The 23,049-nt window shown below is 42.7% G+C and carries 27 protein-coding genes and 4 pseudogenes; 20 read left to right on the top strand and 11 right to left on the bottom strand.

The annotated features are described in order from the left end of the window. Positions 1-840 precede the first annotated feature (840 nt). On the top strand, positions 841-1,680 hold the full coding sequence (locus AACL23_RS05880; RefSeq protein WP_339050663.1) for a hypothetical protein: 840 nt from the start codon (positions 841-843) through the stop codon (positions 1,678-1,680). Positions 1,681-1,947: 267 nt separating this feature from the next. Here the strand turns inward: AACL23_RS05880 and AACL23_RS05875 are convergent, their stop codons facing one another. Further along, on the bottom strand, positions 1,948-2,454 hold the full coding sequence (locus AACL23_RS05875; RefSeq protein ID WP_015874505.1) for an ADP-ribosyltransferase: 507 nt from the start codon (positions 2,452-2,454) through the stop codon (positions 1,948-1,950). A gap of 30 nt (positions 2,455-2,484) precedes the next feature. Then, positions 2,485-3,213: a hypothetical protein gene (locus AACL23_RS05870; RefSeq protein WP_339050660.1), complete on the bottom strand. Its 729-nt coding sequence runs from the start codon at positions 3,211-3,213 to the stop codon at positions 2,485-2,487. Between the two features lie 307 nt (positions 3,214-3,520). Here AACL23_RS05870 and AACL23_RS05865 point away from each other — a divergent pair, with 307 nt between their 5' ends. Further along, positions 3,521-3,832: a hypothetical protein gene (locus AACL23_RS05865; protein ID WP_234817411.1), complete on the top strand. Its 312-nt coding sequence runs from the start codon at positions 3,521-3,523 to the stop codon at positions 3,830-3,832. A gap of 26 nt (positions 3,833-3,858) precedes the next feature. Here AACL23_RS05865 and AACL23_RS05860 read toward each other — a convergent pair whose 3' ends face one another. Both AACL23_RS05860 and msrB read right to left on the bottom strand, forming a co-directional pair. After that, the gene (locus AACL23_RS05860; protein ID WP_171967839.1) at positions 3,859-4,071 is read right to left on the bottom strand and encodes a hypothetical protein; all 213 of its coding nucleotides are present in this window, start codon (positions 4,069-4,071) and stop codon (positions 3,859-3,861) included. 598 nt (positions 4,072-4,669) lie between these two features. Then, on the bottom strand, positions 4,670-5,059 hold the full coding sequence (gene msrB, locus AACL23_RS05855) for a peptide-methionine (R)-S-oxide reductase MsrB (RefSeq protein ID WP_015874500.1): 390 nt from the start codon (positions 5,057-5,059) through the stop codon (positions 4,670-4,672). Positions 5,060-5,071: 12 nt separating this feature from the next. Between msrB and AACL23_RS05850 the strand changes: the two genes are divergently transcribed. Beyond that, positions 5,072-5,383: a DUF167 family protein gene (locus AACL23_RS05850; protein ID WP_015874499.1), complete on the top strand. Its 312-nt coding sequence runs from the start codon at positions 5,072-5,074 to the stop codon at positions 5,381-5,383. A 372-nt stretch (positions 5,384-5,755) separates the two neighbouring features. On the opposite strand, the gene AACL23_RS05845 is transcribed toward AACL23_RS05850, so the two are convergent. Further along, positions 5,756-5,944 carry a DUF3955 domain-containing protein gene (locus tag AACL23_RS05845; RefSeq protein ID WP_234817529.1) on the bottom strand — a complete coding sequence of 63 codons (189 nt, stop codon included), beginning with the start codon at positions 5,942-5,944 and terminating at the stop codon, positions 5,756-5,758. 200 nt (positions 5,945-6,144) lie between these two features. Between AACL23_RS05845 and AACL23_RS05840 the strand changes: the two are divergent. Beyond that, positions 6,145-6,471, top strand: a pseudogene (locus tag AACL23_RS05840) (helix-turn-helix transcriptional regulator); the annotation flags it as partial. A 162-nt stretch (positions 6,472-6,633) separates the two neighbouring features. Here the strand turns inward: AACL23_RS05840 and AACL23_RS05835 are convergent. The 4 genes and pseudogenes from AACL23_RS05835 to AACL23_RS05820 all read right to left on the bottom strand — a co-directional run bounded on the left by AACL23_RS05835 (position 6,634) and on the right by AACL23_RS05820 (position 9,607). Then, a pseudogene (locus AACL23_RS05835) lies at positions 6,634-7,395 on the bottom strand (IS5 family transposase). Positions 7,396-7,485: 90 nt separating this feature from the next. Then, the gene (locus AACL23_RS05830; RefSeq protein ID WP_171967838.1) at positions 7,486-7,752 is read right to left on the bottom strand and encodes a helix-turn-helix transcriptional regulator; all 267 of its coding nucleotides are present in this window, start codon (positions 7,750-7,752) and stop codon (positions 7,486-7,488) included. A 474-nt stretch (positions 7,753-8,226) separates the two neighbouring features. After that, positions 8,227-8,713 (bottom strand): annotated as a pseudogene (locus AACL23_RS05825) (transposase); the annotation flags it as partial. Positions 8,714-8,740: 27 nt separating this feature from the next. Beyond that, positions 8,741-9,607 (bottom strand): hypothetical protein, encoded by an 867-nt coding sequence (locus AACL23_RS05820; RefSeq protein ID WP_234817410.1) that lies wholly within the window; start codon positions 9,605-9,607, stop codon positions 8,741-8,743. Positions 9,608-10,116: 509 nt separating this feature from the next. Here AACL23_RS05820 and AACL23_RS05815 point away from each other — a divergent pair. After that, the gene (locus tag AACL23_RS05815; RefSeq protein WP_234817409.1) at positions 10,117-10,506 is read left to right on the top strand and encodes an iron-containing alcohol dehydrogenase; all 390 of its coding nucleotides are present in this window, start codon (positions 10,117-10,119) and stop codon (positions 10,504-10,506) included. Positions 10,507-10,586: 80 nt separating this feature from the next. Then, positions 10,587-11,975: an MFS transporter gene (locus AACL23_RS05810; protein WP_100096850.1), complete on the top strand. Its 1,389-nt coding sequence runs from the start codon at positions 10,587-10,589 to the stop codon at positions 11,973-11,975. Positions 11,976-12,238: 263 nt separating this feature from the next. On the opposite strand, the pseudogene AACL23_RS05805 reads toward AACL23_RS05810, so the two are convergent. Next, positions 12,239-12,963 (bottom strand): annotated as a pseudogene (locus AACL23_RS05805) (class I SAM-dependent methyltransferase). A 450-nt stretch (positions 12,964-13,413) separates the two neighbouring features. Beyond that, positions 13,414-14,175: a hypothetical protein gene (locus tag AACL23_RS05800; protein ID WP_339050651.1), complete on the bottom strand. Its 762-nt coding sequence runs from the start codon at positions 14,173-14,175 to the stop codon at positions 13,414-13,416. 322 nt (positions 14,176-14,497) lie between these two features. Here AACL23_RS05800 and AACL23_RS05795 point away from each other — a divergent pair, with 322 nt between their 5' ends. The 14 genes from AACL23_RS05795 (at position 14,498) to AACL23_RS05730 (ending at position 23,047) form a co-directional block, all read left to right on the top strand. Next, positions 14,498-14,953: a phage minor head protein gene (locus tag AACL23_RS05795; RefSeq protein ID WP_339050649.1), complete on the top strand. Its 456-nt coding sequence runs from the start codon at positions 14,498-14,500 to the stop codon at positions 14,951-14,953. 41 nt (positions 14,954-14,994) lie between these two features. Next, positions 14,995-15,291, top strand: a complete 297-nt coding sequence (locus tag AACL23_RS05790) for a type II toxin-antitoxin system RelE/ParE family toxin (protein WP_100096848.1) — start codon at positions 14,995-14,997, stop codon at positions 15,289-15,291. Next, positions 15,288-15,587 (top strand): addiction module antidote protein, encoded by a 300-nt coding sequence (locus AACL23_RS05785; RefSeq protein WP_015874484.1) that lies wholly within the window; start codon positions 15,288-15,290, stop codon positions 15,585-15,587. Before AACL23_RS05790 ends, AACL23_RS05785 begins: the two co-directional genes overlap by 4 nt. A 219-nt stretch (positions 15,588-15,806) precedes the next feature. After that, a complete protein-coding gene (locus AACL23_RS05780; RefSeq protein WP_339051604.1) occupies positions 15,807-16,724 on the top strand; it encodes a phage protease in 918 nt (305 codons plus the stop codon). Beyond that, on the top strand, positions 16,724-17,644 hold the full coding sequence (locus AACL23_RS05775) for a Mu-like prophage major head subunit gpT family protein (protein WP_339050645.1): 921 nt from the start codon (positions 16,724-16,726) through the stop codon (positions 17,642-17,644). Before AACL23_RS05780 ends, AACL23_RS05775 begins: the two co-directional genes overlap by 1 nt. A 38-nt stretch (positions 17,645-17,682) precedes the next feature. After that, on the top strand, positions 17,683-18,027 hold the full coding sequence (locus AACL23_RS05770) for an HI1506-related protein (RefSeq protein WP_100096844.1): 345 nt from the start codon (positions 17,683-17,685) through the stop codon (positions 18,025-18,027). 6 nt (positions 18,028-18,033) lie between these two features. Further along, positions 18,034-18,462, top strand: a complete 429-nt coding sequence (locus tag AACL23_RS05765) for a DUF1320 domain-containing protein (protein ID WP_339050643.1) — start codon at positions 18,034-18,036, stop codon at positions 18,460-18,462. Further along, the gene (locus AACL23_RS05760) at positions 18,462-18,911 is read left to right on the top strand and encodes a phage virion morphogenesis protein (RefSeq protein WP_100096842.1); all 450 of its coding nucleotides are present in this window, start codon (positions 18,462-18,464) and stop codon (positions 18,909-18,911) included. Before AACL23_RS05765 ends, AACL23_RS05760 begins: the two co-directional genes overlap by 1 nt. Then, entirely contained in the window at positions 18,908-19,441 is a 534-nt protein-coding gene (locus tag AACL23_RS05755) for a phage protein Gp37 (protein WP_339050640.1), read from the top strand. The genes AACL23_RS05760 and AACL23_RS05755 overlap by 4 nt, the downstream gene beginning before the upstream one ends. A gap of 29 nt (positions 19,442-19,470) precedes the next feature. Beyond that, positions 19,471-20,016, top strand: a complete 546-nt coding sequence (locus AACL23_RS05750; RefSeq protein WP_339050638.1) for a phage baseplate assembly protein V — start codon at positions 19,471-19,473, stop codon at positions 20,014-20,016. After that, positions 20,013-20,348 carry a GPW/gp25 family protein gene (locus AACL23_RS05745; RefSeq protein WP_015874477.1) on the top strand — a complete coding sequence of 112 codons (336 nt, stop codon included), beginning with the start codon at positions 20,013-20,015 and terminating at the stop codon, positions 20,346-20,348. The genes AACL23_RS05750 and AACL23_RS05745 overlap by 4 nt, the downstream gene beginning before the upstream one ends. Further along, the gene (locus AACL23_RS05740) at positions 20,345-21,226 is read left to right on the top strand and encodes a baseplate assembly protein (RefSeq protein WP_339050636.1); all 882 of its coding nucleotides are present in this window, start codon (positions 20,345-20,347) and stop codon (positions 21,224-21,226) included. The genes AACL23_RS05745 and AACL23_RS05740 overlap by 4 nt, the downstream gene beginning before the upstream one ends. Before the next feature lies 1 nt (position 21,227). Then, the gene (locus AACL23_RS05735; protein ID WP_339050634.1) at positions 21,228-21,764 is read left to right on the top strand and encodes a phage tail protein I; all 537 of its coding nucleotides are present in this window, start codon (positions 21,228-21,230) and stop codon (positions 21,762-21,764) included. Next, positions 21,761-23,047, top strand: a complete 1,287-nt coding sequence (locus AACL23_RS05730; RefSeq protein WP_339050632.1) for a hypothetical protein — start codon at positions 21,761-21,763, stop codon at positions 23,045-23,047. Before AACL23_RS05735 ends, AACL23_RS05730 begins: the two co-directional genes overlap by 4 nt. Positions 23,048-23,049 lie beyond the last annotated feature (2 nt).

Below are 23,049 nucleotides of genomic sequence, written 5' to 3'. Positions count from 1 at the left end.
ATGTTGATTGCCCTAATACTGATAATGAACCCCCTCTATTTTTTTGCGGCGAGTTTTCGCTAGCACAGTATCATCGGCCATCAATCAACAGGGCCTTGCTTTGTCTACCCAAGATGCTAAAAGCGCCCACAGTTCTTTGGCGAAACTCGTGGCTGTATCAAAATGTATTTTCTATTAAATAAAACATTTTTAATGAATAAATTTAAAAAATACAAGAAATAATAAGCGTAAATCACTTTAATGCGCTAAAATAACGGTTAAAATCAGTTCGCATTAAATTTCAATAAGAAATCCAGATAGATAAAAAGCTTAAATAATGAAAATCATATATTTTGATTCAAAAAAATATTGATTCATCAACATGAATTTTTTAAAAAAAGCGTTTTTTTAATTTTAAGATAAGGAAAACAAACCGTGTTTATACATACCTTTTTTACACAACTTTTTTCTCCTGCCACAGCCATAAAACAACTCCCAGAAACTGAACTGAAATTGACACCCCAAATTTCAAAATATGAGAAAAAAATGAATTTTAATCTGGGTGAAAACAATCAATTAAACATTCAAATTTATGGGGAAAAAACTTTAAATTTTTGGAAATCACTGACGCCTCGCAGAGCAGTTTGGTTCAATACTGGTAAAGATAGTGACGGAGAAGATATTTATACCAACATACGTAAACTTCCTACAGACCAATTTGAATTAAAACTCAAACACCATATTAAGTCTAAATTCATCCGGGTTTTTAAGAATTTTCATCAAAATTCTGGTCAAATAAAAAGCTCGCATGCTACCTTGAAATTATACCTTCATGAAAACGAAAGTGATTATATTGATGCAATGATGAATCAAGAAAAAACATTGGGGAGTGATACCTATCACATCAATGTCTTCGCTGATAGTCTCGTCGATTACTGTGATTCAAAATTCGATCTTTTAATTTCCTCTTTTTCTGATGCTTTATCAAGGGGTTTGACTCAAAAAGAGAATTTGAGAAAAACGCTTCTCAGTAAAATTGAGAAGCGTTTCTCAAAAAAAAGCTGTGCTGCTCATCTTTCCGAAGCAGCATTCACTAAAAATAATTTATATCAAGATATTCCTATCGATAAGTCTAATGTGCGTGATATGTTTTACACAAAATTTTTAGATAAAAATCTTCCCAAAGAGACACGTCAAGTTTTATTTGAAATTTACGAAACAATAAAAAATAGAGATAAAGCGAACCAAAATTTATATAAACAAGCTTCCAGCATAAAAGACGATTTAATAGAAAACCCTAACAAAATTGATCAAATAATTAATGAAAATATCCAACAAATTGAAACCAGAAACAATGAAGTCTATGAAGTAAAAATAGACATAGTTAAAAAAACAATTGACATTATACCAAAAAACATAAAACCTGATTTCACACTTAAAGAAGTGTATGACATGTTAAAAAAAGAAAATATTTCTGCTTCTGATTTTAACATAAAAGAGTTAATAAATCTGGCCTGTCAGGAAGGTTTACGTGAAGCAAATCGTCGATCCTCTTTGATTTCCACAAACATCAATGAAATATCAGAAGCGATGTCAACTCTTGCTTATCACGGTCACACAGTTCCTGTTTCGGATTTTGGCGATCACGGTTTTCAAGAAAAAGCCACTCACCAGTATACTCCAACTGTAGTGCCAATCTAAAATTAGCTCTGTTCATTGATCGACGTTGATCCCAAGACGGGGGAAATAGACTGGCCGGAAGTGCCGAAGGGCCAAGATAAATAGACCTGTAACCAGATTTGGGTACAGGCTCGTTTTATTTTTCTGACCGCTTAAGAATGGCGTTATTCGGTTACTCATCAAGAGGGCTGTCTTTATGAATGTCAGACAGTTCTATGAGTTTGAGGCATAGCACTGTTAACAAAGTTATTTTAATTATAGATTGAAATTAATATTATTTTTAAGATTTTAAAAAAGGCGTTTAAACAAAATCTTCAACAGGCTCCTATTTGTGTTTATCATTAGATTAGAAATATTTAAATCCAATGCATCTACTAATCTTTTCTCAGTTCCTGTTTCATCAGGTAAATTCTTCTCCTGCAGAACTCTAAATTTAACATCTTTTTTATTGATTCCAGAAAATAGAAGTGTCATTTCTGTATTATTCCTATAAAGAACTTCAGATTCACTATTATTAAACATAGATGCGTCACTAATATCCATACCTGATTTACCGAAAATGACTGATATTGACCCACGAGTTTCAGCCGAAAGAGATTTACTAAACCTTTGAGCGACTTGGAATTTACGGGACGTTGAAAGATATCCTGTATCACTCGTAGATTCTCCTTCTGAAATTTTATCAAAACTATCAGGACCGTTCACACCTCTGTAAGTCTTTTCCAGTTTTTGATTATCAGATTTTACCTCAAAAGCAGAACTAAGCCCCTGATGAACAGAAGGTATCTGCTTCATTCATAACTTCACCATTTCTCAGAGCTTCATTTACTGTAATGTGTGCGGCACCACAGTAAAACCATACTGCTGTTTTTTCGACATTAAGAGGAAATGATGCCTTCTCAAAGCCCTTTTCCCGTAATATTCAGTAAAAAGTTTTTCAAGGAAATTTTTGTCTAAACTTTTACTTTCTGTTTGAAGCTTTTTATTTTTGCCATTCAACGTAGTAACAACATTTTTAGGCACTTCTGAAGAATCAGAGATTGTTTTTGCTCCAATTGTAGGATCAACAGCCGCATTTGAAGAAACTGAACTGGAAGGATTAGGCACTAAAGTATGATTATCCCCGCTCTGAATAGAGGTATGATGAGTGCCACGTGTCGAATTATCTTTGACACTTTTTTCTTTTGCATTTAAAAATTCAGGATTTGTGGCTGTTTGGATTGCTTTTAAGTATCCTTCGTCTTTTTTTTTGCATTCTTTTGCGGCTTTGGCGTAAAATTTGTTTTCGCTGTTTGAAATAAGATTTAATGATTCTTTTGATCTGCTTTCAACTGTGAGCGTGTTTAACGCTGCGCCTGCCATTGATTTTCCGGTCTCTTTTGAATAGGCGCCGTTTCCTGACACAACAGATTTTATATAGGTCTTTAAGTTTTTGATCCCTACAAAAAATTTTTTGAACTGTTGCCAGATCCCTGTTTTTGCTTTTTGAGACTGAATTGAATTTTTAGTCGTTCGATTGGAACTTAGGCAATTTAGACATAAAAATAAACTCATAATACTTACCTTTTTTTATGTTTTATGCTGTTAAATAAATTTAGGGTATTTTACGTTTTTAAATTAAAAAAAATTACAAAAAGCGCTCATTTTTACGGGTGGTCAAAAAACAACTTATAAAAACATCGGGTTATATGGCGCTGTTAAAGATTGTTGTTATTAAATTTTATGGCTAACGCCTTATAAGTTGATTGAATCATCTAATTAATAGATTTATATAAAATGATTTTTATAAATCAAAAAGTATCATGTAATATCGAAAAAGCTATATTTTTATAATAAATATAAAGCAAATAAGTGGACATTCATGTTAAATTTTCGTGATAAAAAATCACCGGTTTTTGCCAATGAAGTTACAGCACATCAATATGGGGTTGTTGCCAAAGAGAAGGGTTTTTATGGAGAGCTTCCCCAGAAGATTAAACGAAAAGATGTTACCAATAAAGAGACTCTAAGCTTGACAGAAGGAAAACACGGAGATGAACTGTATAATATTTTTTTTGCAAAACCCCCGAATGGAAAGTCGACAAAACGAATAATGGATAATTTTGGTTTGCATGCAACAGCGGTTAGGCGCGTAGATTATGATGAAAATCACAAAAAACATAATCATATCTGACATTTGTCTTGGCGTTGAAATAAACTTCAATGGTCTTCCAAGTGCGTCCCCTTTACATGAATTTTCGTACTGAACCCCGTGAAACTCTTGCCCCCTCTTGCTCCCGATGAATGCTGATGAGCACGAATAATCGTTACATCAATCATAGCCCATTCGTGATCGCCCTCTTTTTTTAACACCTCAACTATTTCATTGAAGTGCACTTTACTTAACCCAGCGGCTATAGCGATTATAGACACTTTTCCAGTCCCCATAATCAGGCGGTAAATCCCTCTACGGCGCACCCGTCCTTATAATCCAGCAGACCGCCTCTAAAAATAAACGGTCATCCTTTCCATGTCTGCCTTTAGGCGCGGGTAAGAATTGATATAGTGTTTCCCACATATTTTCATCAATAACCTTTCTCGACACCTTTCAATACTCCACATTTTAACTCAGAGGGCTTTTTACTATTCTCCATCCTATTATCAAAGTTTCAGGACACTATCTATGAAAATAAGATTTATTGGTAAAAATTTTCCGGGGAATTTTTGAAATTGACCGTAATTTTTATGTTGGTTATTTGCTTAATAATGATTAATTCTGTTGAATCTATTAGAATTTAATGTCAGACATATTGTCATCACCGAAAACACAGACTCTAAGCGACATTGAGGCGAATATTCGCATTTTTACTGTCAACTGGCTTCGGTTTTTTACCAATGAGGAAAAACCACAAACCGTATTCGAGGCTACAGCATTAGGGCGGGGGACCGAGAGTTCAGTAAGACACGGAAAACTGGATTCTCAGAGTAAAATCGGCAAATCAGGAATCTTAGGTTTAATAATATTATTTATTTAACCTTCTATGATTTCTCCTGACTTTTTATCAGTAAAACTCAATGCGGCAGAATTAATACAGTAACGCTGCCCCGTTGGCTTTGGGCCATCTGGAAAAACGTGACCTAAATGAGCATCACAATGGGTGCAACGAACTTCAATACGTTTCATACCATGAGAAAAATCATGATTGTATTTTATGACTTGAGCATGAATCGTTTCATTAAAACTCGCCCACCCACACTTAGAATCGAATTTATTGTCTGAAGAAAAAAGAGGGGTATCACAACACAAACAACTATAAATTCCCTCTTTTGTATTATTTAACAACTTTCCTGAAAAAGGGGGTTCTGTTCCAGATTGTTGCGTGACATGATTTTGTATATGGTTTAATTTTTTTGTTTTCATCTTTAATTCTTAATGTATTTGTACATGATAAAATTTGCAGATAAATCTTTAATATTAAATGTTTATATTCAACCTCAATCCAGGTTTGATAACATCGTGGGCATTCATCACAATGAAATTAAAATAAATCTGACTGCCTTGCCCGTTGATAATAAAGCAAACAAACATTTAATCCATTTTCTTTCTAAAAAGTGTAAAGTGGCCAAGAGCCATATTATGATTGAAAAAGGACAGCTATCACGTCATAAGCAAGTTCGTATTGTTGAACCTAAAGTCATTCCTGTAGAAATCAAACAAATTTTAGCGGATAGAAATAAATTATAATTGATTGTGCGAGTTTACCCCTGCTACGTATGGGTAGTGTTCAAAATGCTTGAATACATGTCATGTCCTCTAAAATAGACTTTTTTCTGAAAAAGACATATTAATATACCTTATGTATTTTTTATCATTGATTTTGCTTGCTTTTTTAACGCCGATTTATCTTCATGCAAATAACTTATGGCGTGTAATACTTTTGATTTAATTACTATATTTTTTCTAGTCACCCAACCCTGCACTTACTGGCCGGATTAAAAAAACCTATTTTTAAAAAAAATCAAAATGCTTATTTATGCCCAGTCCTTTGAAAAGGTAAAATGAGCGTTATTTACTTTTACTTGTTTTAACTGAAATTTGTAAAAATAAATAAAAACATCAATTATATTTCCTGAATTTGAGGGCCAGATCGAATAATGCGAGCACGATGGCTACCAACGCGAAAAAATAACTGATTGGGATAAGACCAAACAGCGGTTCATGTAAAACGCCATCAGTATCGACCCAAGATGTTTTATCTGACAATAAAGCGTATACGAACCACCCTAAAATAGAGAAGGACAGCATTAAAAACCACATTAGACGCAAAAATTTTCGGTTTTTTAAAGATCCAATACACATACTATACCTTAGTACACAAATGTTTTTTAATGGGGGTGATTTTTAATGCTAAAGAAAATCAACAATGGATGTCTCAAGCTAAAAAGTTATTAATGATGAACAGTCTTGATCACTAATTAACATATTTGACCGATCAGTAGGACTTTTTTTATGCTAAAAAATTCAGTTTCATCTCTATCAGTGATTTTTTTAGTCATTTAAAGTCCTCCGTTCTGACATTAAATCCTCCTGTAGATACTTTTACAGAAAAAAAACTGGATATCATATTTTATGCCTTTCAGAAGCTGTCCAATAAAGAGATCGCGACAAAGTTGTGCTTATCTCATAGAACTATCGAGAATAGATTACAAAGAATTTATGAAAAAACAGGGGTCACTTCGCTCTCTGGATTGATAGAATATTGTCACACAAATGGACTCAATCACTATGTTCCGAAAAATTTGTTGAGACAAGGGGTACAATTTTTTTGGTAATGCGGAGGGTTTCTCTGTGGATGTATATAAAATCAGCCGTGTTAATCACATTCTAATAAAAACTTCGTTGAAGATAAAAATGGAATTGGGGAGAAATGTAAACCCGATTTTTTTATCCACAGTAAGACTCCCTTCATAAAAGCCAGTTCCTGCATAGTATCGTCATGAAATATTGAGCCATAGAGTAAGGCAGCGTATTTGTACTGCAGCGAGAAAAGAGGCGGTATTCTTTGCATAACGAGTAGCAATCCCCCGCCAGCGCTTGAGATGCAGAAAAACATTCTCCACGAGATGTCGATGTTTGTAGAGGGCTTTATCATATTCACGTTGAATTTTCCGATTCTTTTTAGGGGGAATCACCCCTTGCATATTAGCCTCTGTAGCCTGTCTGAGAATTTGATCGCTATCATAGCCCCAGCCCCAGCAAATTTTCTGCTTTGATGCCTTCAATCAAGCTTTCAGCCTGTATACAATCTGCTGTGGTACCTGATGTAATAATGACTCTGACCGGCATACCATGCGCATCCACGGCCAAATGTATTTTGCTGTTGAGCCCCCTTTTGTACTCCCCATATCCTGATGACCTCCTTTTGCCCCTGCCGCGTGAGGGTGAACTTGACTGTGAGTGGCGTCGATCATCAGCCATTCAAAATTCGGCTCCACAATCAGCGCTTCCAAGAGAGACTCCCATAGCCATTTGTCACGCCAGCGGCAAAACCGGCGGTGTGTATTTTTCCAACCACCGTAATCCGGCGGTCAATCACGCCAAGGGGCGCCGGTTCTCAATATCCAGAAAACAGCATTAATAAACTGCCGGTTATCTCGGGCTATTCATCCCCAAGACCCTTTTCTTCCTGGTAGATGAGGCTCCAGAAGACTCCAAACATGATCCGATATATCGTGACGGCGATGGGCTAGATTCATTTTGACATTCTCTCAACAAGGATTTTTATTCCCTTAATCATAACTGATTTTTTATTACGTGACGACACTATCTAGAGCTGAGCAAATCAGTTATTTATATATAATCATTTTTATGAAGCTGTCTTGTATCACAAAATTAAAAAACGCCCTTAATGCACAAGATGATTCTAATTCATACTTATGCATGGCGTTGTTAAAATAATTATCGACAGTACTAACACTGAGGTTTAATTCCAAAGCGATTTCACTTCTGGTTAAACCAGAACGAGACATAGATAAAACCTCAATTTCTCTTTTAGAAAGCTTGGGAAACAAGGTGAAATAAGGTGAAAAATCATTAATAGTAAATAATTTCATCAATTTTATCCCCTAGACATTAACAAAATTCTCAGGGTAAAAGCCTGAAAAACTAAAACGTTAATGACGTAACTGCCAGAAAGCAACAGGAGGAAGGTAAAGGTGCATCTTATCTCAAAATATAGTCGGTTAAATTTTAAGAGGTAAGGTAACACCTGGGAAACAACGACCCTTAAATTTGCGCCCAATCTCATCAGGTCACTTATACTATGTCGCTGTTAAAAAGGTCAATATTAAGATAATCGCTGTTTTTTTTGAGAGGGAGTTGACTTTTTTGATGTCAGAAAATGGAGCAGGGATAGTGGAAAGATGCCTAATTTACTTTGCTAAATATGCTATAGCCCCCGCGGCGAGTATTTTACAAGCCAGAGAGTTGCCCGTCGATGCCGCAAATTTACCGATTGGCCCTCTTGCTGAGAGGTCAAGATGCCGAGCGGCTTTGTGCGTCTTATGCCGGTAATGTCTTAGACCTATTCAGAGTTTTTTTAAGAACACCGCCAAGAAAGCCAAATTGACCACTTGCACGCTGGTATTGAGTTTTCGTTCGCCATTTTTCCAAAGCCGCCGGCATTTTTCGAACCAACTCAATGAGCGTTCAACCACCCAACGTTCAGGAATGACCGTAAACGTCTGCCATTGATGACGTTGGGCCAAGAGTTTGCTCAACAGAGCAAACCTATCACCTGTATAGCCTCCATCCGTCAAAAGGCATTTTCATTTCCTCAGATTGTCCTGATGCCCTGCGAGTGCATCGAGTGCCCCTTCTCTACCCGTCACATTGGCTGTTGTAACAACAACGGCCTGAGGAAGCCCTTGAGTATCCACAACAATATGACGCTGTATCCCTTGAAATCTTTTTCCCCAGATCATCGCCTTTGTCTTTGTCAGTATCGGGATTTTTGACGCTCTGGGCATCGACAATTAAAAATCGACTGAACGCATCACGGCCATTTTTTTGTCTGTATTCATATTTTTTTGAGCTGATAAATTAATCATTATTTTTATCATAAACACCCTCAAGATAGGATGATATAGCTAAAAAATTTAACATAATATGATCGTCTTTATAATCTCTACAAAATTCATACATATAATATTCATGAACATCTGCTTCTAGTAATTCTTTTGTTAATTCTTGATTTTCGATGAAAAAATAATCCATCATAGTAGCAATATCGTCCATGGCAATATATTCTGGCGTAGGTGTTTCTTTATATTTTTTTTTAAAATCTTCTAAAGAAATTACCTTTTCTTTTAAATTATTGTCAGATCTAGAATTTATACCATCTATATGATCTACATAAGATGTATAATTTTCTATTACATAATTAATAATGACTTTTCTAAAATCTGATAAAAAATTAATCTCCTTATAATTTAACTTGCTTATAATGTTATAATTATTATCAACTTTTTTTTGATAGTCATCATGTTTTTTAATTTCCTGGAATTTTTTTTTAAATTTTTCAAATTTATCCCGGTTGCTCAAATCAGCAATTTCGGTACGTGAATCAATAATTTCATTTTTTTCATTTAATTTGCTAATGTAAATTTTGTATCCAAATTGATGAATTTTATATTTTTTATCAGGAGAGAAATACATATCTCTTGTATAATTTTCATTTATCTTTAAAAAAGATTGTGGTAAAGAGGCATATACTGAAAATGCTATATTAAATAATTCTTTTTTATCTTCTGATTTTGCCTCATATAAAGATCTTTTGAGTCCAAGTGTTATTATTTGATAAAAAAAATTTTTTATATAAATAATAAACTTATTTTCATTAATTAAATTTATATTAATATTTTCATCATTTTTAAAATTTTTTATTAAATAATTTATTTTTATATTCATGTTACCTCTTTTCATATTTGTTTTTTCTGAAAATTATAAAACTTAAATCTAAACCAAATACAATCCTTTTTAGTTATTTAAAATAATAGTAAAATCTTATCAATGTCATTAGGTTTTATAATTTGATGTCTAAAAGTAAACCCAAGAAAAATTTTTACATTTTTTCTAAAAAAACTTTCAAAAAAAGCGCATTTTTGTTTAGTATTATAGTTTAATTTTACTTTACTTTATTTAAATTCTCGCTTGATTATGAAGTCAAATTATCATGATGATTTGCGCTCAGACCTATCTCTCAGTTGTCATCTTGTCATAAATAAACCAACGCCAAACACGATTGCAGTCTATAAAGGAAGGAGTCACACTGAAATCTTATATCTGAACTCTTCAAAAAAAGAGCCATATCTTCCGGGAATTTGACACCGATGTATAAAGACCGAGGTTAATATGATGAGAAATTTTCTTTTTTCTTCACCAGGAAAATATGTTCAAGGCAGGGGATACTGAATGAATTGGGGCTTTATCTGTCGGCGCTGGGCAGCAAGGTGTTTCTTATTGCAAACAACGCGGTCTGGACAATCGTTGAAGCCCGAGTGAAGACGTCTCTGAAAAAAGCCGACATCGCTTACCGTTATAAACGTTTTAATGGGGAGTCATCTCAAAAAGAAATCGCCCTCTTGGCGGGTTTCACATTCAACGAGCAAACCTCTGTCGTTGTCGGACCAGGAGGGGGCAAGACCCTGGATACCACCAAAGCGGTGGCAGACGAGCTGAAACCCAGTTTCACCATTGCGCCCGCAGTGGCGTCCAGAGATGCGTCTTGCAGCGCGCTGCTGATTTATACAGACGAAGGGGTGTTCGACAGCTACCGTGTTTATCACAAACAACATCCGGAACTTTAGTCGCTTAAAATCAAGCTGACAGAACACGTTACCTCATCGAGATATGATACCGCTTTAAATAATATATGGAGTCACGCTCTATGCCCTCAGTAAAAGCAGATATGACATCGATACAACAACTTGATTTAGCGCCTCTGACAAAAAATCAAAAATCCCTGATATGCATGGTCATTATGGCCAGTATTCTGGAATTTTTTGACTTATTTTTGGTCGGTTTTGTCATTACCCTGGTGATGAAAGACCCACAGTGGTCATTAAACGCAATACAGTCTGGCGTTATCCTGGCCGGAGCGGGACTGGGAACCGTCATCGGGGCGATTGTTTGGGGTTGGCTCGCGGATAAATATGGTCGAAAAAAATCATTTATCTCATGTATTTTAATGCTGGTCATCTTTACTGGGCTCTCTGCCTTAACGCCTGCAAATGGTTGGGTCTTTTTTTCCATCATGCGCATTTGTGTCGGCATCGCGGTTGGCGGGCTGAACGTGACTTCTGTGCCCTATGTACAAGAATTTTTGCCATCCAAAAATCGGGGGTTATTCACGGGTTTGACTTCAGCGTTCATACCATTGGGGTTATTTTTGGGCTCTCTCGCCACGCTTTATCTGGCTGACCTGTTGGGCTGGCGAGGTCTTTTGATGATGGGTTGTATCCCAGTGGTCTTGCTGGCATGGACAAAATTTATCCCAGAATCCCCCCGATATTTAGTCTCAAAAGGACGCCTTCAGCACGCGCGTGAAGCCTATGCCTGGGCGATGACTATTCCGGTCACTCAAGTGGGAGATTTACCTGAACATGTCTCTGCTGCCCAACCGTCTTATCTCAAGATGATCAAAGACTATCGAAAACCACTGACTATTGTGGCTATGGGTTCATTTTGTTTTCTATTCGGTAGTTTTATTATTCAGTCCTGGGGACAAGCGCTACTGAATGAATCTTTCAACTTTAGTATTCATAGGGTGGCGAATTTATTCATGATCCTTTCTTTAGGAGATTTAATCGGTCGATTGCTGTCGGCATGGGCTTGTGATTATCTTGGGCGGCGTTGGACACTTTTTATCTGCGGTTTGATGGGAGCTTTAGGATGCACGATTGCTGCGTTTTGTATACAGATCACGACCATTTTGCCTTTTTTGGGGCTAAATATGATCTCTTCGGGTTGGGTTTTCTTTGTCGGGATTTTTATAGCGATGATGTTTGGTGATGGTGCATTTGGGGTTATCAATGCATTTGGTGGGGAAATGTTCCCTAATCCTATCCGCTCGACCTGTCTTGGGCTGGGTTATGGAGTCGGAGCCACGGCTAAAATAATTGGCCCTATTTTTTTAGGGGCGATTATCGGTAGTGAATCATTGTCTCAGAATATCGTTTTAACCCCCTTTTTGATCTTCGCGTTTATCTTTTTTCTTGGGGCTATAACGTATCTCTTTGCTCGAGAAACGCGTCATATTCAGCTTGAGGAGATATGACATTTCAGACTCAGGACACTGAATTTTGGAACTTGTCAAGCTGGTGGGCAGTTTTTTTAATGAGTTCAATTTATTAGCCAATGCATTTTTAGTTTTTTAAAGAAATACTTTGAATATTTTTAGCTCGTTGATATTAACTGACTTTGTATCCCCAATAAGTCTATTTTTTTGTTTTATTTTTTTGAAAAATTAACCCAGATCCCGGCTTGGAAACCCAAAAGCAAAAAATCCGAACAACAGGATCAGATCTTAAAAAGATTTTGTTAAGTATTTTTTTGAGCGGAAAGAAAAAACATCATTGGGCGGTGTATCTCTTCGCTTAATGCTGAATTTTGAATCACTTGTTGTTCTGAGGAGCCCATTCTTCAAGATGCTTTATTATAAAACCAGACTGAATTAACATATTTACATAAGTCCCAAGAGTGCGATGCTGCTTTATCACTTAGCCAGTTTGTCACCCTTTTCCCCTCTACTTGATACTGATTTACGGGCCAAAATTTTTGTCCCTCTTTATCGATTAGCCAACCCTGCTGCTTTCGTGCAGTATAAATGGGATGCTCTGCGGAAAAAACAAAATATCCCTTTGGTTTTAGGCTTGATACACCGTTTTTAATAAACCGGATAAATTTTCTACACAATGTAGGGCTAAAGAGCTATATACCAAATCATATTGATTTTCTAAAAAAACCAATTTTTCCAAATTGGCTATCTGATAGGTAATTTCAGCATCCTGGGTCATTTGTCGGGCTTTATCTAACATCTTTGTCGATATATCCAGACCGGGTAACTGCTTTGCTCCTTTTGCTCTTGCCTCTCGGCAAAACCAACCGTACCCACAGCCAAGATCAACGATATCAAGACCTTTAAAATCCGGTAAAATGCGTTCAATGGCAGGCAATTCAGGGGTACCCTTTAAGCCTTTCACTGAACGCTCCAGCTGAGCATAGACTTCAAAAAATTCTGGATGATCATAAATATTTTGGGTCATTCATTTTTCCTCATAGGCCTAGAGCTCCGGAAAAAGAGAACTTCAGTGTGACATCGATATCTTGTTTGAAAAATATATCACTTAATCATTATTAAGTTGCTTGGTTATAATTTCAAAAGCGTGAGTTGAGGATGTCAACGACTGGTCTTTAAAGGAATATTATCCGGACAATTTTTGTCATAAATCGCCAACCCTGAATCTTTCTTTTTTAATTCTAAATACGCCCTCAAAAAAACAGTATGGACCTCTCCCCCAGTCTCAGAACCTGTTGAGAGTCTTTACTAAAACACGTTGAAGCTTGATAATTTGGGCATGAGAAAAATATACCCCAGAGATATCACCCGTGAACAATTTGAGGAGATTAAGCAGCTGGTCTATCAGTTCTTCACTGATAGGCATTTGTTTATCCTCAATAAAGTTTTTATTAGAATGCCATTTACACAGTTTATTTTACAGACTGCAAGTCGATGCAGGATTTAGTAACTGATTTAGACATCCCATATCCTTTTCAACTACTGTTCCCGTAATGCTCTGCTTCTTAGATCCCTTAGGGGTAATACGCACCCTGATCGGAGCATACTTCCTTATATTATAAGAAGTAAAATTTTGGCTTGAAAACAAAAATTGTTTAGTAACAGACAATTGTAATTTTTTGCTATCTATTGTTTCAATCGAGTTAAAGTCTTTCCATGTACTATATTCTTTGTATTGCCACTGAAAAATGGATTGATCATTACCCGTGTTGTTATGTATAAAATCATATTTTACAATAACAAATAAACCGCCTTTCGGAACGTCGTGACCCCACGCGAACCTTGATGAAATTGTTACATTGCGAACCTCAGGCTTAGAAGGTAATATTTTTATCGAATTACTTATAACCAAATCCCCTTTGATGCCCCGCTTACTTCCTTTAGGAGTAATAACAACCCTAACTTGATAGCCGGAATAGCTAGAGTCGGGAATCAGAGACCTACTCTGGTTTGAAGCTAACCCAGATTTCTTCCAAACCTTTTCCTGCTCATCCCACCATTCCCACTGGAAGGTCGAAGTATCACTACCCGTATTATTACTTATAAACCTATAAACTAGACTAATCGGCTGTCCCTCTTGAACTTCATCAGGAACGTTCACACTATCAACGCTGGGTTTATCGTAGATTTCATACGCGTTTGACTCAGCAGCAGAGCCAACACCCTCCCCGAGCGTCAACGTCGCCTTCAGGCCCGTGCCCACGGTGCGGGTAATGTACGTGCCGGTGTAGGTGCCCTGACTGTAGTGGCATAGTTAATTTGGCCACCTGATAAAAACCAGGTGATAGACTTAAGTTATCAATACAGGTGTAAAAATGGATAAGAAACACAAACTCCCCTACAGCCCTGAATTTAAGCTAGAAGGGGCTCAATGAGTGACAAAACAAGGATATAGGGGGATAGAAGGAGCAAAAGCCATGGGCGTGAGTAAAAGCGCCATGAGTTCCTGGTTGAATCAGTGAAAAGGGGAATGAGAAGGGAAAAGCCCCTCGGGGTCTCCTATGACACAAGAACAGCAAAAGAGCCGCGAAAGAACCGCGCGCGCCGCGGGGCAATGGGTGCGTATCGAACGGAACAAAGCGGCATTGCCGTATTTGAGGTATGGACTGGGGCCTTCAAGAGAGCATCGACTTCAACACGTACAGTGGGAAGGGGTGATTCTTCCTGTGGATGAGCCGTTTTGGGATACCCATCTACCCCCGAATGGTTGGGGGTGTCGGTGTCGTGTCCGGCAGATGACCGAACGCCAAGCGTCACAACGAGGGGGAGTCTCTGAGGCTCCAGAACAAAAAACCACTCTTTGGGAAAACAGGCGTACTGGCAAAGTGGAAGAAGTGCCGGTAGGCATAGACCCCGGCTGGAATGTTCACCCCGGCAAAGCCAGATTATCCCACACTCAAACTTTTGGAAAAGAAAAAGACATCGAATTCAGGTCTATTGTGGGCACAATCCGCTAAAAAGGCTTGTCTTCGTGTAACTTTTAGACTACATTAATGGCATGATCGAGTTGAAGCAGACTGAAACCTTTCGCAAATGGTATACCAAGCTCAAAGACGAGCGGGCGACCACGGCCATTTCTTTGCGGCTGGCGCGGCTGGCCTACGGTCACCTCGGTGACGCCGAACCGATTGGCAAGGGCGTAAGCGAGCTTCGTATTCACTACGGCCCTGGCTACCGGGTTTACTTCCAGTGGCGCGGCGATGCGATCATCGTCCTACTCTTTGGTGGCGACAAAGGATCGCAGGGCCGTGACATCAAAACCGCACTTCGCCTCGCTGATGAATGGAGAGAATGACCATGACTAAAAAACTGACCCCCTTCGACCCTGCTGAGCACTTGAAATCTGACCAAGCCATCGCTGACTTCATGGCCGGTGCGTTCGAGACAAACGATCCAGGATTCATCGCTCACGCTCTGGGCATCATCGCCCGCGCCAAAGGCATGACGCAAATCGCCAGTCAGACTGGTCTATCACGCGAACAGCTTTATCGCTCGTTCAGCGCCGAGGGCAACCCGACGCTGCGTACGACACTGGTGCTGATGAAGGCACTCGGGATCGAATTGTCCGCGAAGCCGACCGCCGTTCATTAAAACTGGAAGAACGCTTTTTCTGGCTGCGTCGGGTGCCTGGCTAAATTTGCACAACGAGTCAAAAATGTCGCTCCCACCGATCAAGTGAAATTTTTCACCTGAACTCCCTTCTTTGCCCGCGCTACCCTAGCGGGCATGACAACACACACTTTTGCCTTAAACACGGAACTTCGGCCCCTTCTGGAAGCGACCGCTGCCCAGAAGGGGGCGCCGTTGTGGGTGGAATTAATCCCCTTCGGTGAACAGATCACCGGACGGGATGGCCGTTCCTGGGTCAATGATCACCCCCAGGGGGTGGTGGATGCTTTTCAGGCCAACCACGCGGACCTGCCTATTGATATTGAACATGCGACTGAACTCAAAGCCCCCAAGGGCGATCCCGCCCCCGCAGTGGGTTGGATTAAAGGGTTGGAAGTGCGTGATGGGGGGGCTATCTGGGGATGGGTTGAATGGAACCCTCAAGGCCGTTCACTCATGGAGGAGAAATCTTACAGGTATTTATCCCCGGTATTCACCTTCGACACGCACACAAAACGTATCTTGCAACTGTATTCGGCGGGTTTGACCAATCAGCCGAACCTTCACTTAACCGCGCTGAACCAGCGCATCCAACCTGCCGGAGAACCCGCGATGACCTTACCACTGGCACTCTGTACCGCACTGGGTCTATCAGCGCAAGCGACTGAAGCTCAGGCGGTATCCGCCATTCACCAGATGAAAACAGACAAGGACAAGGCACTGAACAGGGCCAGTCACCCGTCTTTGGAAAAATTTGTGCCCCGCGCTGACCACGATGCCGCATTGAATCGGGCTCAGGCCGCTGAAATCAGGCTCAGGGAAATCGAACACAGGGCGCTTCATCAGCACATTGAAGACGAACTGGAAAAAGCCCAGAAAATGGGCGCCATTACCCCGGCTACGGTGGATTATCACCGGGCTTGCTGTCAGCAGGACGGGGGTCTGACACGCTTTCGAGCGTTTCTTCAGTGTGCCCCCAGAATGGGCGAAGACACCGACTGGGAGAGGAAGGCGGTCAACAAACACAGCCAGGGACTGAGTGAAGAAGACAAGGCCGCCTGTTTATTGCTGGGTCTGGATGATAAAGACGAATTCAATCAAATCAAGGAGGCCGCATAATGGCTATCGTGACCCCCGCACTATTGAAAAGCCTGTTTACGGGCTACCACACTTTCTTTCAAAAAGGTCTGGGGATGGCCCGTCCTCAGTACAATAAAATTGCCACGGTCATTCAATCCAGTACCGCCAGCAATACCTATGGCTGGTTGGGTCAATGGCCGGGTTTTCGTGAGTGGGTCGGTGACCGTGTGATCAAAAACATGGCATCCCACGGCTATCAAATCCTCAATAAGACATTTGAAAGCACCGTGGGTGTCAAGCGCACTCACATTGAAGATGACAACCTGGGCATTTACGCCCCGATGATGGAAGAAATGGGCCGTGCTACGGCCGTTTTTCCAGATGAACTGGTGTTTCCATTGCTGAAATCGGGTTTTCATTCTGAATGTTATGACGGCCAATACTTCTTTGATACTGACCACCCTGTCAACCGCCAGATGGACGGTCAGGGTGAAGATATCAGTGTCTCGAATGTGCTCATTGACGCCAGTTACACAGGGGAGGCCTGGTACTTACTGGATACCAGCCGGGCGCTCAAGCCCCTCATTTACCAGGAGCGTAAAAAACCCCAGTTTATCAGGATGACTCAGGAAGAGGATGAGGCGGTCTTCATGCGAGGCGAGTATCGCTACGGCGTCGATTTGCGCTGTAACGTCGGCTTTGGCTTCTGGCAAATGGCGTATGGGGTGAAAGCGCCCTTAACCTTGGACAACCTCTGGACCGTCTACAGCCACATGCGGGGGTTTAAAGCGGATGGGGGGCGTCCTCTGGGCATCAAACCCAAAATGCTGGTTGTCCCGACTGCTCTTGAGAAGCAAGCCACTCAATTGCTTGAGCGCGAACTCTTTGTGGAGGGCTCTGACCCCGTATCCAACGAACTCAAAGGCAAATTTGAACTGGTGGTGCCTGATTATCTGTAACCCCCAGAAACGGGGCTTTTTTTTCGGAGAGGTGAGTCATGAATCAACGCCTTTTTATTCGTTCAAAAAACAGGCAGGGCTTTCGCCGTGCGGGTGAGTTGTTTACCTCAGAAGGGAAAATGATAGAACGCTCGAATTTCACTGAACACCAATGGGCACAAATTAAGGCAGAGCCCCTGTTGAGCGTGATGGAAGGGGCTGAAGCGCCTGTTGACGATACCCCCGGCGAACGGATTGAAAACATCGTGGAAGCCATCGGCATCATTGACCCAGACAAAAAGCCCCCCGTGAAAGACCTCGAAAATGTGATGGGTCAAGACATCACTGCCGCACAACGTGACAGGGCCTGGGCTATTTACCAAAAACGCATCGCAGAAGGGTAATGTTTCATGCCTTATGCCACCCTCGAAGAGATGACGCACCGAGTCGGTGAGGATTTTTTATATACGATAGCGGACCGAAATAATAACGACAGGGCAGACATGACCACGGTGGAACATGCCTTGTCTGACGCCAGCGGGTTGATGGATTCGTATCTATCGACCCGTTACCCCCTTCCCCTGATGCATTTTCCTGACCTGCTCAAACGTCTGTGTGTTGATATTGCCGTTTATTGGCTGGCCCAGGACGGCGGCGGTACAACAGAAGAAAAACGCCAACGGTATGAAGATGCCGTGGCCTGGCTGGAACGCCTTACTCAAGGCAAAGCGGAATTACCTGTCACCGACAGCGAGACAACAACGCCCACCGGAACAGAGGGGGCATGCAGTCACTCCCATACGCGGTGGTTTAGCCGGCATCAATTGAGGGCTTTCTAATGGCGGGCGTAGGGGCGTCACTCGAACTTCGCGGCATTGAACGCCTGAACCTCCTGCTTGACCGCCTTGGGGGCATCGATCCTCAACAGGTGCTGAGCGTGTTGGGTAATCTGGTTGAAAAGCAGACGGTTGACCGTTTCATCGATGAAAAAGAAAGCCCTGACGGGGATAAGTGGCCACAATGGTCGCCACGGTACGCAAAATCAAGACACCGCCATCAAGACCTCCTTCAAAGCAGCGGGGATTTAATCGACTCCATTCAATCGGTGTTCGGATTGGGCCGTACTGACATTGGAACAAACCTGATGTATGCCGCCCGTCACCAGTTTGGGGATACGAAAAGGGGAATGCCACAACGCGAATTCCTGGGTATCAGTGCTGACAACCTCGTGGAATTGCAAAACACCCTTGAGGATTGGGCCGATCAGTTGATTCAAGGGGCTTTATGAAATTGACCGCATTACGCCAGGCGATTATGGACAAAATCAACGCCCAATTGCCTGAACTGAAAGCAGTCGCCCCCCACCCGGGGCGGTTTAACCTGGATGAATTAAAACGGATTGCTACCCAGTTACCCGCTGTGCGAGTGGCTTTGATGGGAACGCCCAGGGTTCATATGCTGGAGACGGGCGAAAATGAAGCCGTACTTCGACTGGCGGCTTTTGTGGTTACAGGAGACCGCCGGCAATTACCCAAAGATGAAGCGGCATTGGCCATCGTTGAAAGCCTGCTGGTTTTGATCCCCGGGCAACGCTGGGGCGTTACAGGCACGATGGATGCGAAGGGCGTTAAAGCCGACAACCTGTTCAGCGGTCAGGTGGAACGCCAGGGCGTGGCGATGTGGGCCGTGACCTGGGAACAATCACTTCGAATCGGTCAAGACGTGTGGGACGGGGGGATTCTCCCGTCAACCGTGTATGTATCGGATGATGTTGAACACTTCGGTGATGAAATGGCTTATGACAAGGTGCTGGGATGATCAATCACATTTTACAACGCCTGGCGGAAGTGGAACGCCGACTCTCCAATATTGTTTTGATCGGCACGATTACTGACGCGGATTATCACAATGCACGGGTCAAAGTCGAAGCAGGGCCCCTTGAAACGGGTTGGCTTCATTGGATGACTGCCCGTGCCAGTCATGATGTGGATTACTGGGCACCGGAAATCGGTGAACAGGTGCTCCTCCTGTGCCCTGACGGTGAGCCAGAATTAGGGGTCGTGCTGCCCGCTTTATATCAAAACCCGTTTCCCGCGACAGATAACCGGCCCACCGTGCGCCGCACCCGTTTTGCGGACGGGGCGGATTTGAGCTATGACCGTGAAGCGCACGCTTTCAAAATCATGCTGCCTGAGGGCGCAACGACTGCCCTGATTTCTCAAGGCGGCGTTTCTATTGTGGGGGATGTGCATGTCACGGGACATATCAGGGCGACAGAAGACATCACCGATCATACCCGTTCCATGCAAGAGGACCGCGATATTTACAACAGCCATACACACCGTTCCCCTGAAACAGGGGCAGCGACCTCAACACCGGGAGCACCGCAATGAATGGGGTCAACAGGACCACGGGGCAGATTTTGAAAGGTCACGCGCACCTTCGCCAAAGCATCACCGATATTCTGACGACCCCTGTCGGCAGCCGTGTGATGCGCCGTGAATATGGGTGCCGTCTGTTTGAATGGGTGGATGCGCCTTTGAATGAAAACACGATGGCTGAAATGGTGGCGGCCACGGCGGAAGCCCTGGAACGATGGGAGCCCCGATTCAGGCTTTTACATGTGGGTGTCACCCGTGTGAAAGAGGGACATATCACCTTTGATCTGGTTGGGGAGTATTTGCCTGAGGGTAAGGAACTCAAACTGGAAGGACTGGTGGTATGACCAACGCGATTCATCTGGCGATATTGCCCGACCCTGATGTGGTCCAACCCCTGGATTATGACAGTATTTTGTCTGAAATGCTGGCTGACTTGCGTCATCGGGCACCTGAGTTGACCGCCCTGGTGGCATCCGATCCCGCTTGCAAAATTCTGGAAGTCGCGGCTTATCGTGAATTATTATTGCGGCAACGGGTCAACGATGCGGGCCGTTCAGTGATGCTGGCCTATGCCAAAGGCAAGGACCTGGATCATCTTGCCGCACTTTTCGGTGTTTCCCGTTTGGTCATTGACCCCGGCAACCCTGATGCCATTCCCGCTTTCCCTGCCACTTATGAAGACGATGAAAGGCTCCGCCAAAGAATACCGTTATCATTGGAAGGTTACAGCACAGCGGGGCCCATAGGTGCCTATGTCTATCACACCCTGGCCGCCTCGGGTGACGTCAAGGATGTCTCGGTGACCAGCCCGTCGCCGGGTGAAGTGCGGGTCACCGTGTTGAGTATGGACGAAAAAGGGGTCCCTGATGCCGCGTTGCTTCAAGCCGTCACAGCGCGGCTCAACCACGAAGCGATACGGCCATTAACGGACCATATCACCGTACAGGCGGCGGACATCATTGAATACCACATCAGCGCCCATCTGACCTTTTATCCTGGCCCGGATCGATCTGTTGTCGCGGAACAATCCAGAATCAAGGTGACGGAGTATGCCACTCAACAGCATCAGCTGGGCTTTGATGTCACCTTGTCCGGGTTGTATGCCGCCCTGCACCAGCCCGGTGTGCAAAACGTGCGGATGACCTCTCCTGCTGAGGATATTTTGGTTCGAGCGCATCAGGCGGCCTTTGCGACCGCTATCCACGTTTCTGAAGGGGGCTGAGATGAGGGAAACCCTCCTCCCCCCGAATGCCACTCAGGAAGAGCGGGGCATAGAAGCGGCTACCGCCAGACTGGGCAAAATCCCTATTGAAATCGGTCGGTTATGGAATCCTGAGACGTGCCCAGCCGATCTGCTCCCCTGGCTGGCATGGGCCTTATCGGTCGATCAATGGCACAGTGACTGGGATGAACGCACGCAACGGGAAGTGATCCAGCACTCAGCTCGAGCGCATCGCTACAAGGGCACCCTCTCTTCGATCCGAAGTCTGTTGCGCGGTCCTGGATTTGGGGAAGTCACGGTCATCGAAGGCGTAGGAAGAGAGCAACCTGTGTCTGGCGACCCTGAACGATGGGCCTGTTATCGCGTTATTTTTCAACGTCTTATCACGGCGGCCGAGGCAAAAATGCTCAAAAAATCCCTGAAAGCGTGGGCACCGGCGCGTTGTCATCTGGTCAGTCTCGAATATCCCCCTTTTCATTATGATTTTTCACAACAAGCCCGATATAACGGCCAATACTCTTATGGGAGCCACGCATGACCGACTTGACGGAACTGTCTCAATGGGAAGACGGCATTTATCAAATTGAAACCCGTGACCCTGTGTTAGGGGGACCCGAGGGCATTGCCAATCGACAGGCCCAACAGCTGGGCAATCGCACGACCTTTTTAAAAGAAGGACAAGACAGGCTCAACACCGAGTTCTATCACCACAGGGAGGAAGAGGATCCGCATCCCGTTTATGCGCTTAAAAAAAGCCCTGATTTTACGGGTGAGCCTAAGGCCCCGACGCCTAAATTCAAAAACAGCAGTCGTCAACTGGCGACCACCGAATTTGTCACTCGGGCGGTCAACGCGCTCACCGACGGGGCGCCAGAGGCCTTGGACACCTTAAAGGAGCTGGCCAAAGCCTTAGGAGAAGAGAGGGATTTCAGCACTCAGATTTTACAGCAACTCTCTCAAAAGCTCTCCAAAAATGACCACGGGGCAGACATCCCGGATAAAGCGCAATTTATCCAAAACCTGGGATTAAGTCATACGGCCACCCTGCCTCTCGGGACGACTCAACATACCGTGATGAGAGGGGATGATGAACGGGTAGTGCAATGTCACGACTGGAAACAGACGGTCAAAGCTAAAGAACTGGAAGGAGAGCCGCGTTATACCACCACGATTGATTTAACGGGTCTGAGTACTGAGCGATATTATCCCGTCTGGTGGCGTTTTCCGCCCAATGAGGGCGCAAATAATTGGCTGACAATCCATCGTTCCTACGCTACGGATCGTGAAAAATTTCCTTTTGGTCAAGATATCACACACCTTGCAGGATTATTAGTGCAATTGGAAGGGGGAGATACGCCTTGGGGCGGTGATGCTCAATACTTCCATATCAAACGACTGCATCAAAGTTACCGAAAAACGGTGAAAGCGCTTAATTATAGAATGCTCTGTATTGCTCGTCCTGTAGATGGAAAATATCCGATGATAAATGGACTGAGTGCAGGGGCATTGAACCATTCGCCTGTCTACAGCGGAGGCTATTTACGCGGAGGGCTCACGTATTTTGTGACGAGCAGCTTTTCTCATCATCGTTTAGGGTTTTCTCGTGAAGAAGGAGAGGTGGAAATTTTTCAATGGTCATACGCAGGAGGCGATAAAATAAAACATAAGGAAGAAGACTCTGTTTCTATTGACTCTGCATTTGAAATTCGATTTATGGTCAAACCCTTTGGGTCGGATGACCCTGCTTTAGGAAAAGACTATGCAGATGTGACGATGCCTTATGCCTTTGACTATGACAAACGTTATCAACCCAAAAAATAAGG

Source organism: Candidatus Williamhamiltonella endosymbiont of Tuberolachnus salignus, from assembly GCF_964019775.1.
Lineage (GTDB): Bacteria > Pseudomonadota > Gammaproteobacteria > Enterobacterales > Enterobacteriaceae > Hamiltonella > Hamiltonella defendens.
Note: the sequence above shows the minus strand (reverse complement) of the source record. Positions and strands in the feature narration are given on the sequence as shown.

What these genes read in the sequence shown, in the direction of transcription:
- AACL23_RS05880 (WP_339050663.1), top strand. Translation starts at nt 841, where the DNA reads ATGATGAATCAAGAAAAAACATTGGGGAGTGATACCTATCACATCAAT.
- AACL23_RS05875 (WP_015874505.1), bottom strand. Translation starts at nt 2,454, where the DNA reads ATGAAGCAGATACCTTCTGTTCATCAGGGGCTTAGTTCTGCTTTTGAG.
- AACL23_RS05870 (WP_339050660.1), bottom strand. Translation starts at nt 3,213, where the DNA reads ATGAGTTTATTTTTATGTCTAAATTGCCTAAGTTCCAATCGAACGACT.
- AACL23_RS05865 (WP_234817411.1), top strand. Translation starts at nt 3,521, where the DNA reads ATGTTAAATTTTCGTGATAAAAAATCACCGGTTTTTGCCAATGAAGTT.
- msrB (WP_015874500.1), bottom strand. Translation starts at nt 5,059, where the DNA reads ATGAAAACAAAAAAATTAAACCATATACAAAATCATGTCACGCAACAA.
- AACL23_RS05850 (WP_015874499.1), top strand. Translation starts at nt 5,072, where the DNA reads ATGTATTTGTACATGATAAAATTTGCAGATAAATCTTTAATATTAAAT.
- AACL23_RS05845 (WP_234817529.1), bottom strand. Translation starts at nt 5,944, where the DNA reads ATGCTGTCCTTCTCTATTTTAGGGTGGTTCGTATACGCTTTATTGTCA.
- AACL23_RS05830 (WP_171967838.1), bottom strand. Translation starts at nt 7,752, where the DNA reads ATGAAATTATTTACTATTAATGATTTTTCACCTTATTTCACCTTGTTT.
- AACL23_RS05820 (WP_234817410.1), bottom strand. Translation starts at nt 9,607, where the DNA reads ATGAATATAAAAATAAATTATTTAATAAAAAATTTTAAAAATGATGAA.
- AACL23_RS05810 (WP_100096850.1), top strand. Translation starts at nt 10,587, where the DNA reads ATGCCCTCAGTAAAAGCAGATATGACATCGATACAACAACTTGATTTA.
- AACL23_RS05795 (WP_339050649.1), top strand. Translation starts at nt 14,498, where the DNA reads ATGACACAAGAACAGCAAAAGAGCCGCGAAAGAACCGCGCGCGCCGCG.
- AACL23_RS05790 (WP_100096848.1), top strand. Translation starts at nt 14,995, where the DNA reads ATGATCGAGTTGAAGCAGACTGAAACCTTTCGCAAATGGTATACCAAG.
- AACL23_RS05785 (WP_015874484.1), top strand. Translation starts at nt 15,288, where the DNA reads ATGACCATGACTAAAAAACTGACCCCCTTCGACCCTGCTGAGCACTTG.
- AACL23_RS05775 (WP_339050645.1), top strand. Translation starts at nt 16,724, where the DNA reads ATGGCTATCGTGACCCCCGCACTATTGAAAAGCCTGTTTACGGGCTAC.
- AACL23_RS05770 (WP_100096844.1), top strand. Translation starts at nt 17,683, where the DNA reads ATGAATCAACGCCTTTTTATTCGTTCAAAAAACAGGCAGGGCTTTCGC.
- AACL23_RS05765 (WP_339050643.1), top strand. Translation starts at nt 18,034, where the DNA reads ATGCCTTATGCCACCCTCGAAGAGATGACGCACCGAGTCGGTGAGGAT.
- AACL23_RS05760 (WP_100096842.1), top strand. Translation starts at nt 18,462, where the DNA reads ATGGCGGGCGTAGGGGCGTCACTCGAACTTCGCGGCATTGAACGCCTG.
- AACL23_RS05755 (WP_339050640.1), top strand. Translation starts at nt 18,908, where the DNA reads ATGAAATTGACCGCATTACGCCAGGCGATTATGGACAAAATCAACGCC.
- AACL23_RS05745 (WP_015874477.1), top strand. Translation starts at nt 20,013, where the DNA reads ATGAATGGGGTCAACAGGACCACGGGGCAGATTTTGAAAGGTCACGCG.
- AACL23_RS05740 (WP_339050636.1), top strand. Translation starts at nt 20,345, where the DNA reads ATGACCAACGCGATTCATCTGGCGATATTGCCCGACCCTGATGTGGTC.
- AACL23_RS05735 (WP_339050634.1), top strand. Translation starts at nt 21,228, where the DNA reads ATGAGGGAAACCCTCCTCCCCCCGAATGCCACTCAGGAAGAGCGGGGC.
- AACL23_RS05730 (WP_339050632.1), top strand. Translation starts at nt 21,761, where the DNA reads ATGACCGACTTGACGGAACTGTCTCAATGGGAAGACGGCATTTATCAA.